Here is a 13,053-nt window from a genome sequence, read left to right as displayed (position 1 = left end):
AGATGAAATGGCAGGCAGGAGAAAATGGATCGTGGTCTTATCTGTCATACTCGTACTGCTTCTGATCGTGGCTGGGTTGTGTTATGTCAAGGGCTGGAGCTTCACAGGAAACAAAGACGGAGCAGGTGAACGGGAGCGTTGGCAGGAGGTATTGTCGGAGGAAGTCCTGGAGCAGTATGATTCGGGGGTGAGTTACAAGGAGCTGGTCGAGAAACCGGAAAAGTATCAGCAGAAGACGACTGTAGTGCTGTCCGGAACGGCAGAGGCTGTCTCCGACGCGCAGGGAGGGAATCGGCAGGTGGATTTCCAGACGGAAGACGGGCGTCTGATCGCCTACGCAGAAGATAAGACCGGAAATCTTGAGATTGAGCAGGGGAAAGAGTATGTGATCTGCGGACACTTCCAGGGAATGGACGTAAGCGGGGAAGTGCCGATGGTACAGGTGTTGGTAATAGAACCATTGTAGAGAAAACAATCCGGCCGGGAAACTTATGAACGTTTCCCGGCCGGATTTCTTTTATTAAGCGTATAATTTTACTAATTCTACCAGTACGTCTACGGCCTTATCCATTCCTTCTACGGTGATGTGCTCGTATGGCCCGTGATAAGCGTGTCCGCCGGTTCCAAGGTTCGGGCACGGCAGGCCTTTGAAGCTTAACTGGCATCCGTCTGTACCGCCGCGGATCGGAAGTACCAGAGGTGTAACGCCGGCTTTTTCGCAGGCAGTCTTTGCATTGTCGATCAGGTGCATGCAGTCTGCGATAACTTCAGCCATGTTTTTGTACTGATCTGTGATCGTCAGCTTAACTGTGCCTTCGCCCCATTTTTCGTTCAGATCCTTCTCGATAAGGCGCAGGGTGTTCTTGCGGCCTTCGAAGAAGTGCTTGTCATGGTCGCGGACAAAGTAGTTAAGCTCAGCATGTCCGCAGTCGCCGGACATGGATACCAGATGGAAGAATCCTTCGTATCCTTCGGTTCCGCGTGGTGTCTCAAGACCTGGCAGCATCTGATTGATCTCCATAGCTACCAGGCAGGCGTTGATCATGGTGTCCTTGGAGGAACCAGGATGTACGCTGAAGCCGGTGATCTCGAATTTTGCCTTGCAGGCGTTGAAGTTCTCATACTGGATCTCGCCCTCGGTGTCGCCGTCCAGAGTATAGCCATACTGAGCACCGAACTGCTCTACATTGAAGTGAGAAGCGCCGGTGCCGATCTCCTCGTCAGGAGTGAAGGCAACAGAGATTGGTCCGTGAGGCATCTTTGTCTCATTTAAGATTTCGATCAGGGTCAGGATCTCGGCGATACCTGCCTTATCATCAGCGCCAAGGACAGTGTGACCGTTGGTGGTGATCAGGGTGCGTCCCTTCAGGTCTTTTAAGTGCGGGAAGGTTTCCGTGCTTAAGATCAGGCCGCTGTCGCCTAAAGGAAGGTCCTCTCCATTGTAATTTTCTGTGATGACAGGGTGAATATCCTGGTCACAGAAATCAGATACTGTGTCCATATGAGCGATGAAACCGATAGAGGTCTTGTCCTCATATCCGGGAGTGGCCGGAAGCTTTCCATAGAGATAGCACTGGTCGTCCAGCACTACGTCTGTAAGTCCCAGGCCTTCCATCTCATCCTTCAGAAGGCGTGCCAGGTCAAACTGGCACTGGGAGGAAGGAACCGTCTCGCTGTTTTCATCACTTGGTGTACGTACAACAACGTACTTTAAGAGTCTTTCGTAAGCTTTCATGTTAAGATTCCCCTTTGCTTTGTTTTTCTCCTATATACTATAGCACAAATTCAGCTTTTCGGCACATAAAATTAATGTTATACTATTAGAAGTACCATACCATACAAAAGGGAGGCATTAAGCTATGAAATTAACCAGACTGCTGGAACGGTTAGAATATGAAGTGAGACAGGGAAGTGACGAGATCGAGGTCACGGAACTGATCAATGATTCCAGAAAAGTAACGGAAGGAAGTGTGTTTGTCTGCATCAGCGGGGCGGTGTCAGACGGACATGACTATATAGAAGATGTGGCGGAAAAAGGAGCGGCGGCCGTGATCGTGGAGCGGCCGGTAGAGGCGCCGGAGGGAATGACAGTGATCCATGTAGACGATACCCGGTACGCTCTGGCCCTGATGTCCGCCGCATATTTCGGATATCCGGCAGAAAAGCTGAAAGTGATCGGCATTACCGGAACGAAGGGAAAGACCACGACCACCTATATGGTGAAATCCATTCTGGAAGGTGTGGGACATAAAGTGGGGCTGATCGGCACCATCGAAGCGATCATTGGCGACAAGTCGATTCCGGCTAACAACACGACGCCGGAGTCCTATACCATCCATCAGTATTTTGCACAGATGTTGGAAGCAGGCTGTGACTGCGTGGTCATGGAGGTATCATCCCAGGGGCTGATGCTTCACCGGACAGCGGGGATCCAGTTCGAGATCGGTATTTTCACGAATCTGGGCGAGGACCACATTGGGCCCAACGAGCATAAAGATTTTGAGGATTATAAGCGCTGTAAAGGGATTCTGTTTACACAGTGCAGGCTTGGGATTGCAAACGTGGATGACCAGTGGTTTGAGGATGTGTTCCGCAATGCGACCTGCAAGGTGGAGACCTATGGATTCTCGGAGAAGGCTGACCTTAGGGCCACCAATGTACAGCACATTGCCACACCGGGTTATCTGGGCGTGAAATACCATGTCAATGGATTGATGGATTTTGATGTAGAGATCGACATACCGGGGAACTTCAGCGTATACAATTCCCTGACGGCGATCGCTGTATGCCGGCATTTCGGCGTTCCGGTGGAAAATATCAAGGCGGCTCTTAAGGAAGCAAAGGTCAAGGGAAGGGTAGAGATGGTCAAGGTATCCGATGAATTTACCATGCTGATCGACTACGCCCACAATGCCATGAGTCTGGAGAGCCTGCTGAATACGTTGAGAGACTATAACCCCGGACGGATCGTCACCATCTTTGGATGTGGAGGAAACCGTTCCAAGACCCGCCGTTACGAGATGGGAGAGGTGTCAGGGCGTCTTGCGGACTTTACGGTTATCACGTCGGATAACCCAAGATTTGAAGAGCCCCAGGATATCATCGACGATATCATTGTGGGCATGAAGAAGACAGATGGAAAATACATCGATATCTGCGACCGGAAAGAGGCGATCCGCTATGCCATCGAGCACGGACAGCCGGGAGACATCATTGTGCTGGCCGGAAAAGGCCATGAGACTTATCAGGAAATCAAGGGCGTCAAGTACGATATGGATGACAGAGTCCTGATCAGAGAAGTATTAGAGGAGTTACATGTACGCTGATATTATCATCGACATTACACATGAGAAACTGGATAAGATTTTCCAATACCGCATCCCCTCTCATCTGGAGGGGATGCTTAAAATTGGTATGGAAGTTCTGGTCCCTTTTGGAAGATACAATAAAGAGACCAAGGGCTATGTGACCGGATTTTCGGAAAAGGTGGATTACGATCCTGAGAAGATCAAGGAAATCAGCGGGATCGTGGAGGGAAGCATCGCCATTGAAGCGAAGCTGGTGGCGCTGGCTGCCTGGATGAAGGAATATTATGGCGGGACTATGATCCAGGCCTTAAAAACGGTGATTCCGATCAAGAGGCAGGAGCGGACCAGAAAACGGCGGACCGTTGTGCTGAAGCTTTCAGAGGAAGAAGGAAAAGAAAAGCTTAAGCTGTATCTCCATAAAAACCAAAAAGCCAGGGCCCGCCTCCTTTCAGGCCTTTTAGAGCAGCCAGGCCAGGATTACGAGTTGCTGACGAAGAAGCTGCATGTGACAGCCGCGGTCATTAAGGCACTGGAGGAGCAGGGTGTCATCGAGATCCGGACGGAGCAGATGTTCAGAAATCCTATTCCTGCTGCGGCAAAGGAAAAAGAAAGTGTCACACTGACTGGGGAGCAGCAAAAAGCAGTAGAGGCCTTCTGGCAGGATTACGAGCAGGGAAGGACCGGTACTTATCTGGTATATGGCGTCACCGGAAGCGGTAAGACAGAAGTTTATATGGAAATGATCGGCCGGGTCCTGAAAAAGGGAAAACAGGCTATTGTGCTGATTCCGGAGATCGCATTGACCTATCAGACGGTCATGCGGTTTTACGGAAGATTTGGAGACCGGGTTTCTATCCTTCATTCCCGCATGTCTCAGGGAGAACGCTATGATCAGATGGAGCGGGTGAAAGCAGGAGAAGTGGATGTGATGATCGGGCCAAGGTCCGCACTGTTCACGCCATTTCCGAACCTGGGACTGATCGTGATCGATGAGGAGCATGAGGGCACCTATAAAAGTGAACAGGTGCCGAGATACCATGCCAGAGAGACGGCCATCCACCGGGCACAGGAGGAGGGGGCCAGCGTGGTCCTGGGATCTGCGACGCCCTCGCTGGAAAGCTTTTATGCCTGTAAGACCGGCAGGTTTACGATGCTGGAGCTAAAGAACCGGACAGGGGAAAGCGCTCTTCCGGAAGTGTTTATTACAGATATGCGGGAAGAGCTGCGCCGGGGGAACCGCTCGATCTTAAGCGGAAAGCTGGAGGAAATGATCCGTGACCGTCTTGAAAGGAAGGAACAGATCATGCTCTTTTTGAACCGGAGAGGCTATGCAGGGTTTGTCAGTTGCAGGGCCTGCGGATATGTAGTAAAATGTCCTCACTGCGACGTTTCCTTATCTGCCCACCGGAACGGGAAACTGGTCTGCCATTACTGTGGTTATGAAACACCGCTTCTTCGGAGCTGTCCGTCCTGCGGTTCCTCTTATATCGGAGGATTCCGGGCAGGGACCCAGCAGGTGGAGGAGCTGGTCCGCAGGACGTTTCCGGAAGCGCGCATATTGCGCATGGACATGGATACCACACGGAAAAAGGACGGATATGAAAAGATCCTGGAGACCTTCGCGGACGAGGAAGCCGACATCCTGATCGGGACACAGATGATCGTCAAAGGCCATGATTTCCCCAAGGTGACTCTTGTTGGAGTCCTGGCGGCAGATCTTTCGCTGTACAGCGATGATTACCGTTCGGGAGAGCGGACCTTCCAGCTTCTGACGCAGGCGGCCGGAAGAGCAGGCCGGGGAGCGGCGTCCGGCCAGGTGGTGATCCAGACCTACAGCCCGGACCACTATAGTATCCAGATGGCGGCGGCCCAGGACTATGAAGGGTTTTATGAAGAAGAAATGGGCTACAGAAAGCTGATGGGCTACCCGCCGGCATCCCACCTTCTGGCGGTGCTTCTTACGGGGCCGGAAGAAGAGCGGCTTTTAGAGGCGGCAGGGTACCTGAAGGAATTCCTTGGGCGGATCGACCCGGGGGGACGGATACAGGTGATAGGGCCAGCCAGCCCTTACGTGGGAAAGGTAAACGATGTGTACAGGAAAGTCCTGTATCTGAAAGAAAAAGAAGCGCACATCCTGATTGAGGCAAAGAACCGGATGGAACAATATATAGAAGCAAACCGGGGATTTCAGACCTTAAGGATCCAGTTTGACCTGGATCCCATGGGCGTGTTCTAAATAGAAAAATATGGAGAAGAGAGGTAAATTATGGCAACGAGAAAAATCAGAGAAATCGGCGATGAAGTGCTGACAAAACCATGTAAAGAAGTAACGAAGATGAATCTTCGGACAAAGATCCTGATCAGCGATATGCTGGACACGATGTATGAAGCTATGGGCGTAGGCCTTGCGGCGCCCCAGGTGGGGATCTTAAAAAGGATCGTGGTGATCGATGTGGGAGAAGGCCCGATCGTGCTGATCAACCCCAGGATCGTTGAGACCTCCGGAGAGCAGACCGGCGAGGAAGGATGCTTGAGCGTGCCTGGAAAAGCCGGGCAGGTGACAAGACCGGATCATGTCAAAGTGATCGCCCAGAATGAAGATATGGAAGAGATCGAGCTGGAGGGAGAAGGACTTCTGGCACGTGCTTTCTGCCATGAGATTGACCACTTGGACGGACATTTATATGTGGATCTGGTGGAAGGAGAACTCCATGATGTAGAATACGCAGATCCGGAAGACGAGGAAGAAGTATAGAAGGAGGGACCAGGATGAAAGTCATATTTATGGGGACACCGGAGTTTTCCGTGGGGACACTGGAAGCTCTGATCGAGGCCGGGCATGAGGTGGTGCTGGCAGTGACGCAGCCGGATAAGCCAAAGGGCCGCGGCGGGAAGATGCAGTATCCGCCGGTGAAGGAAACAGCCCTGAAATACGATATCCCGGTCTATCAGCCAAAGAAGATCCGGGAGGAGGCGTGTATCGAAGAACTGCGGAAATATCAGGCGGATATTATGGTGGTGATCGCCTTTGGACAGATCCTGCCGCAGGCCATTCTGGATATGACGCCTTATGGGTGTGTGAATGTTCATGCGTCTCTGCTTCCCAAATACCGCGGGGCGGCACCGATCCAGTGGGCGGTCATAAATGGGGAAAAGGTCTCCGGCGTGACGACCATGCAGATGGATGCGGGGCTGGATACCGGTGATATGCTGTTAAAGACAGAAGTAGTCCTGGATGAAAAGGAAACGGGAGGAAGCCTTCATGACAAGCTGGCCGAAGCCGGAGCCAGGCTCTGTGTGGAGACGCTGAAAGGGCTGGAAGCCCACGCCATCACTCCGGAAAAACAGGGGGAAAGCCCTACGGAATATGCCAGGATGCTGGATAAGAGCTTAGGGAAAATCGACTGGACCAGGCCGGCAGAAGAGATCGAACGGCTGATCCGGGGATTAAATCCCTGGCCCAGCGCCTATACAGACTGGACGGGCAAGACCATGAAGATCTGGGAAGCCCAGGTGATAAGCCAGGAAGAGGCGAAAGCTGCACAGCAGCAGGAAACAGCAAAACCAGGCACCGTGGTGAAGGTAGAAAAAGACGGATTCCTGGTGCAGACGGGAAAAGACCTGCTGAAGGTCTGCGCACTTCAGAGTCCTGGGAAGAAGCGGATGGACGCTGGTGCGTTCCTGCGGGGATATACGATGGAAGCCGGAGAGAAGCTGGGATCAGAGGGATAAAGTGATGCCTACGGATTGTTCCGTGCTTCGCACTTCCACAATCTCATGTGGGTTCAGACTTTTCGACCCTGGCATTAAGTTTATTAAGAATTATTAAAATTGTATGAATCCACGGTTTTTTTCTCGCTTTTCTATTATAATGTAATACCAGGAGGCGGTAACTATGTATTATCCAATGTATTTTGATCCAACATATATGTTAGTGCTGATTGGTGTGGTCATCTGTCTGGCGGCATCGGCGAAGATGCGTTCCACATTTTCCAGATATTCCAGGATACGCAATCATTCCGGGATGACCGGAAGAGAAGCGGCGGAGCAGGTGCTTCACCGGGCGGGCATTTATGACGTCAGGGTAGAGCATGTGTCCGGAAACCTGACGGACCACTATGACCCCAGAAGCAAGGTGCTTCGCCTGTCGGATACGACGTATGGATCTGCATCTGTGGCGGCAGTGGGTGTGGCAGCCCATGAGTGCGGCCATGCGATCCAGCATGCCACCGGCTATGCGCCGCTTGCGTTCCGGAGCGCTCTGGTTCCGGTGGCGAACTTTGGCAGCACGATTGCCTGGCCCCTGATTCTGATCGGACTTTTATTTAACAGCCAGTCATCGGTCTTATTTTTAAATCTTGGGATCCTGGCTTTTTCGCTGGCGGTATTGTTCCAGATCGTGACGCTGCCGGTGGAATTTAATGCATCCAGCCGGGCCATCCGCATGCTGAGCGGAAACGGGATGCTGTATGAGGATGAAGTGCAGGCTACCAGGAAGGTCCTGACGGCAGCCGCGCTTACTTATGTGGCGGGAGCAGCGTCGGCGATCCTGCAGCTTCTCAGGATTATTTTAATATCAAACTCGAGGAGAAGATAGGAGATGAATGAAAGAGAACTGGTGCTGGAAGCGTTGCTTTCCATTACCCGCGACGGGGAATACAGCCATATCGTTTTGAAGAATCTTCTGGATCTTTATCAATATCTGGACAAACGAGAGCGTGCGTTTATCACGAGAGTGGTAAACGGCACGCTTGAACGCATGATCGAAATTGATGCGGTTATCAATCAGTTTTCCAAGGTGAAAGTAAATAAAATGAAGCCGGTGATCCGGACAATCTTACGGTTCAGCGTCTATCAGCTGAAATACATGGACAGTATCCCGGACTCCGCGGTATGCAATGAGGCGGTGAAGCTGGCAGCCAAAAAAGGATTCCATAATCTGAAGGGATTTGTCAATGGCGTTTTAAGAAACATCAGCAGAAATCTGGATCAGATTACATACCCGGATCCGTCGGATCCTGTTTCCTGTCTGTCTGTCCGGGAGTCCCTGCCGGAGTGGCTTGTAAGCCAGTGGCTGGAAACCTATGATTTTGACACGGTGCAGAAGATGGGAGAGGCTTTCCTTAAGGCAGACCCGTTGTCTGTGCGTTTTGATCCGCAGAGGATCACGAAAGAGGCGCTGATGGACATGCTGGAAAAGGAAGGGGTAACAGTCCGGGAAATCCCGGATACTCCCTGTGGGCTTTATCTGTCAGGCTTTGATCATCTGGCGGCTCTTTCCAGTTTTCGCCAGGGGTATTATCAGGTACAGGATGTAAGCTCCATGCAGGCGGCGCTGTGGGCGGATCCCAAGCCGGGGGACGAGATCATCGACGTCTGTGCGGCGCCGGGCGGCAAAGCGATCCATCTGGCGGAGCTCCTTTCCGGGACCGGTCATGTGGAGGCCCGCGACCTGACGGAATATAAGGTGGGACTGATTCGGGAAAATATTGAAAGAAGCGGTCTTACTAATATAGAAGCGGTTGTACAGGATGCGCTGGAGACGGATCAGGAGTCGGTAGAAAAGGCGGATATTGTCATTGCGGATCTTCCCTGCTCTGGTCTTGGAGTGCTGGGAAAGAAGCCGGATCTGAAGCTTCGGATGACCAAAGAGGCGCAAGAAGAGCTGGCGGCTCTGCAAAGGCGGATCCTGGCCGTGGTGAAGGACTATGTAAAGCCGGGCGGGAAGCTTTTGTACAGTACCTGCACGATCAACCGGAGAGAAAATGAAGAAAATGCACAGTGGTTTGCCGGAAAATATCCGGAATTTTCCCTGGTGCGGGAGCAGCAAAGACTTCCGGGAAAAGACGAAGGGGATGGATTTTATCTCGCACTGTTTCGGAGGAGAGATGATGAGTAAGCAGGACATCTGTTCATTGAATTATGAAGAAATACAAGAAGAGATGAAGCGGATCGGTGAGAAGGCCTTTCGGGGCCGCCAGATCTACGAGTGGCTGCATGTAAAGCTTGCAGATGATTTTTCGCAGATGACGAACCTGTCGAAGTCCCTGAGAGAAAAGCTGGAAGCTCATTACGAGATTCCGAAGCTTCATGTGGCGGCGCATCAGATATCCAGAAAGGATCCGACGGAAAAGTTTCTGTTCGAGCTCTCTGACGGCAACATGATCGAAAGTGTACTGATGAAATATGAGTATGGCAATTCTGTCTGCATTTCATCCCAGGCCGGCTGCCGGATGGGATGCAGGTTCTGCGCCTCGACGATCGGCGGGCTGAAGCGGAATCTTGCAACCTCAGAAATGCTGCGGCAGATCTACCAGGTGCAGAAAATAAGCGGAGAGCGGGTATCCAACATCGTCATCATGGGAACCGGAGAACCGCTGGATAACTATGAGAATTTCGTAAAATTCTTGCATATGATCAGTGATGAACACGGACTACATATCAGCCAGCGGAGCATCACGGCGTCTACCTGCGGTATTGTGCCGAAGATGCATGAGCTTGCAGAGGAAGGCTTACAGATCACTCTGGCCCTGTCTCTCCATGGATCCAGCCAGGAGAAGAGGCGGGAACTGATGCCGGTGGCGAATAAATATGCACTGCCCAAGGTGCTGGAAGCCTGCGACCACTATTTTGAGAAGACCGGCCGCAGGGTAACCTTTGAGTACAGCCTGGTAAAAGGAGTCAATGACCGGGAGGAGGATATCCGGGGACTGAAGGGGATCCTGCGTCACAGGAACTGCCATCTGAACCTGATTCCGGTCAATCCGGTCCGGGAACGGGATTATCAGAGGCCCACCAGTGAAAATGCGCTGGAATTTAAAAATAAACTTGAAAAAAACGGAATTAATGTTACTATAAGAAGGGAAAGAGGCTCTGATATTGACGGAGCCTGCGGACAGCTGCGGAGAAGATACGCAGCTGGGAATAAAGGAGAAACAGATGAAACTATATGCAATGACTGACGTGGGGAGAAAGCGTGAGGTCAATCAGGATTACGTATATGTGACGGATCAGCCGGTAGGGCCGTTCCCGAATTTCCTTGCGGTGGCCGACGGAATGGGCGGACATAAGGCGGGGGATTTTGCGTCAAAATATACGGTAAATACGGTATTGGAAGAATTGGAAAAGACGCCGCTTGACAAACCGGAAGAGATCCTGCGCAATATTGTCAGCATTGCCAACCATAAGCTGATCGAGGTGGCGGCAACGGATGTGAAACTGGAAGGGATGGGGACCACGCTGGTGGCAGGCACGATCATAGGGAATACCTTGTATTTTGCCAATGTAGGAGACAGCAGGCTCTATCTTATCAATGAAAAGATCCGTCAGATATCCAAGGATCATTCTCTGGTAGAGGAGATGGTCCGTTTAGGGGGGATCAAGGCGGAAGAGGCAAAGAATCATCCGGATAAAAATATCATCACACGGGCGATCGGCGTAAAAGAAGATGTGGAAGCTGACATCTATGAATACCGGCTGAAAAAAGGAGATGTGATCCTGATGTGTACCGACGGACTCAGCAACATGGTGGAGGACGAGGATATGTTTGACATCGTCAAGGGTTCAAGAGATGTGGTGGAAACAGTAGAAATGCTGATCGAGAAGGCGAACAGCAACGGTGGAAGAGATAATATAGGGGTTGTGATAGCGGAACCGCTTTCGGATGAGGTGAGTGTATGGTAAAAGATGGTATTGTTCTTGGAAAACGATATGAAGTGCTGAGTAAGGTCGGAGCCGGGGGCATGGCTGATGTCTATAAGGGCCGTGACCAGATGCTGAACCGGTATGTGGCAATCAAGGTGCTGAAAAAGGAGTTCCGGGAGGATGAAAATTTTGTCCGGAAATTTCGGTCGGAGGCGCAGGCGTCCGCCGGACTACTGCACCCAAATGTGGTAAATGTTTATGACGTGGGGGAAGACCGGGGCCTGTACTATATGGTTATGGAACTGGTGGAAGGGATTACTCTGAAAGAATATATAGAAAAGAAAGGCAGGCTGTCCCACAAGGAAGTGATCAGCATTGCCATTCAGATGTGTTCCGGTATCGGGGCGGCTCATGCGGCCGGGATCATCCACAGGGATATTAAGCCGCAGAATATCATTATATCCAAAGATGGGAAGGTAAAGGTTACGGATTTTGGTATTGCAAAGGCCGTGACTTCTAATACGATCAGTACGAATGCGATGGGATCTGTCCATTATACGTCGCCGGAACAGGCCAGGGGCGGATTCAGCGATCAGAAAAGCGATATCTATTCCATCGGTATTACTCTATATGAAATGGTAACCGGACAGGTGCCGTTCGACGGTGATTCTACAGTATCTGTAGCGATCAAGCATCTTCAGGAGGAGATTACAGCGCCGTCGGAGCTGGTTTCGGATATTCCATACAGTCTTGAACAGATCATACTAAAATGTACCCAGAAAAACGCCGAAAGACGATATCCGAATACTGATGAACTGATCCAGGATCTGAAGAGATCCCTGGTAGATCCGGACGGGGATTTTGTCGTGATCCCGCCTCTTGGAAATGCGGATACTCTTATCATCACAGATGAAGAGCTGGATGAGATCCAGAACTCTTATGATGAAGATGAATACGATGAAGACGAGTATGACGAAGACGAATACGACGAAGATGAATACGATGAAGATGAGTACGACGAAGACGAATATGACGTCGATGACGGAAAGCGGGGAAAGGGATCGGATGAAGTTAATCCGAAGATGAAAAAACTGACCCGTATCCTGACCGTCGTTGTAGCGATTATTATCGCCTTTATCGTGATCTTTGCGATTGGACGGGCTGCCGGAATCTTTCGGATTGGACCGGAGAGCCCTAACGAAACAGAAGATATGGTGGAAGTGCCCAATGTGGTGGGCATGACCGAGGATGACGCGAAAGAGACACTGAATGATGAGGGACTTGGCTTTAAGGTAGTCTCAAGAGAAGAGTCGAAGGAGTATGAAAAGGGAAGGGTTTCCGAGCAGAAAACAGAGGCCGGTGAAGAGGTGGCAAAAAACACGACCATTGAAGTGGTGGTGAGCTCCGGACTGGTGGGTGACAGCATCACCGTGCCGGACGTCAGCGGCATGACGGAGGATGAAGCCCAGAGTGCACTGGAGAATGCAGGATTCCGGAATATTTCTTCTGAATTTACCTATCATGACAGCGTGCCGAGCGGTCAGGTCATCGGTACGACTCCGGAGGCAAATGCCGAAGCTACAGAGGATACGGAGATCGTGATGCAGGTCAGCAAGGGCGCTGAGAGGAAGACAGTGCCAAATGTGGTAGGACAAAAGGATGCCGATGCGCAGAATGCGATCAAGAGCGCAGGCCTGTCAGTCGGAACCGTTACCTATGAGTATAGTGACAGCGTAGCACAGGGAATCGTTATTTCCCAGAGCGTGGACGGCGGGAAAAAGGTAAGCGCCGGAACGACGGTAGATCTGGTGATCAGCAACGGACCGGAACCGGCGGCAAAGGTAAATGTGCCTCCGGTAACAGGAACCTCTGAGAGCAATGCAAGACAGCTGATCCAGAATGCGGGACTGAGCGTGGGTACTGTTACCTACCAGCACAGCAGTTCCGTGGCGGCAGGCTATGTGATCAGCTGCAGCCCGGGTGTGGGAAGCAGCGTGGATGAAGGAACGTCTGTAAGCCTGGTGGTCAGCACCGGGCCGGAACAGACTAGTCCTGATCCCGGAACCGGAGGAGATGATGGGGATGGAGAGACAGACTAACA

The 13,053-nt window shown here is 51.4% G+C and carries 11 protein-coding genes; 10 read left to right on the top strand and 1 reads right to left on the bottom strand.

Translation table 11 applies throughout. The annotated features are described in order from the left end of the window. Nucleotides 1-7 precede the first annotated feature (7 nt). Nucleotides 8-466 carry a hypothetical protein gene (locus BKD12_RS12815; RefSeq protein WP_070089736.1) on the top strand — a complete coding sequence of 153 codons (459 nt, stop codon included), beginning with the start codon at nucleotides 8-10 and terminating at the stop codon, nucleotides 464-466. Nucleotides 467-520: 54 nt separating this feature from the next. Here the strand turns inward: BKD12_RS12815 and pepT are convergent, their stop codons facing one another. Further along, complete coding sequence (gene pepT / locus BKD12_RS12810; protein ID WP_070089735.1) at nucleotides 521-1,735, bottom strand: peptidase T; 1,215 nt, start codon at nucleotides 1,733-1,735, stop codon at nucleotides 521-523. Nucleotides 1,736-1,859: 124 nt separating this feature from the next. Between pepT and BKD12_RS12805 the strand changes: the two genes are divergently transcribed. From BKD12_RS12805 to pknB, 9 genes are all read left to right on the top strand, one after another. Next, nucleotides 1,860-3,326: a UDP-N-acetylmuramoyl-L-alanyl-D-glutamate--2,6-diaminopimelate ligase gene (locus BKD12_RS12805; protein WP_070089734.1), complete on the top strand. Its 1,467-nt coding sequence runs from the start codon at nucleotides 1,860-1,862 to the stop codon at nucleotides 3,324-3,326. Next, a complete protein-coding gene (gene priA, locus BKD12_RS12800) occupies nucleotides 3,316-5,544 on the top strand; it encodes a replication restart helicase PriA (RefSeq protein WP_070089733.1) in 2,229 nt (742 codons plus the stop codon). Before BKD12_RS12805 ends, priA begins: the two co-directional genes overlap by 11 nt. 30 nt (nucleotides 5,545-5,574) lie before the next feature. Continuing rightward, nucleotides 5,575-6,063 carry a peptide deformylase gene (def, locus tag BKD12_RS12795; protein ID WP_070089732.1) on the top strand — a complete coding sequence of 163 codons (489 nt, stop codon included), beginning with the start codon at nucleotides 5,575-5,577 and terminating at the stop codon, nucleotides 6,061-6,063. 14 nt (nucleotides 6,064-6,077) lie between these two features. After that, on the top strand, nucleotides 6,078-7,040 hold the full coding sequence (gene fmt, locus BKD12_RS12790) for a methionyl-tRNA formyltransferase (protein WP_070089731.1): 963 nt from the start codon (nucleotides 6,078-6,080) through the stop codon (nucleotides 7,038-7,040). 163 nt (nucleotides 7,041-7,203) lie between these two features. Then, nucleotides 7,204-7,905, top strand: coding sequence for a zinc metallopeptidase (locus BKD12_RS12785; protein WP_070089730.1), 702 nt, complete (start codon nucleotides 7,204-7,206; stop codon nucleotides 7,903-7,905). A 3-nt stretch (nucleotides 7,906-7,908) separates the two neighbouring features. Further along, a complete protein-coding gene (gene rsmB, locus BKD12_RS12780) occupies nucleotides 7,909-9,207 on the top strand; it encodes a 16S rRNA (cytosine(967)-C(5))-methyltransferase RsmB (RefSeq protein WP_070089729.1) in 1,299 nt (432 codons plus the stop codon). Further along, nucleotides 9,200-10,270, top strand: coding sequence for a dual-specificity RNA methyltransferase RlmN (gene rlmN / locus BKD12_RS12775; RefSeq protein WP_070089728.1), 1,071 nt, complete (start codon nucleotides 9,200-9,202; stop codon nucleotides 10,268-10,270). The genes rsmB and rlmN overlap by 8 nt, the downstream gene beginning before the upstream one ends. Beyond that, nucleotides 10,248-10,991, top strand: a complete 744-nt coding sequence (locus BKD12_RS12770; protein WP_070089727.1) for a Stp1/IreP family PP2C-type Ser/Thr phosphatase — start codon at nucleotides 10,248-10,250, stop codon at nucleotides 10,989-10,991. The genes rlmN and BKD12_RS12770 overlap by 23 nt, the downstream gene beginning before the upstream one ends. After that, nucleotides 10,985-13,051, top strand: coding sequence for a Stk1 family PASTA domain-containing Ser/Thr kinase (pknB, locus tag BKD12_RS12765; RefSeq protein WP_070089726.1), 2,067 nt, complete (start codon nucleotides 10,985-10,987; stop codon nucleotides 13,049-13,051). Before BKD12_RS12770 ends, pknB begins: the two co-directional genes overlap by 7 nt. Nucleotides 13,052-13,053: the final 2 nt, after the last annotated feature.

Source organism: Merdimonas faecis, from assembly GCF_001754075.1.
GTDB classification, from domain to species: domain Bacteria; phylum Bacillota; class Clostridia; order Lachnospirales; family Lachnospiraceae; genus Merdimonas; species Merdimonas faecis.
Note: the sequence above shows the minus strand (reverse complement) of the source record. Positions and strands in the feature narration are given on the sequence as shown.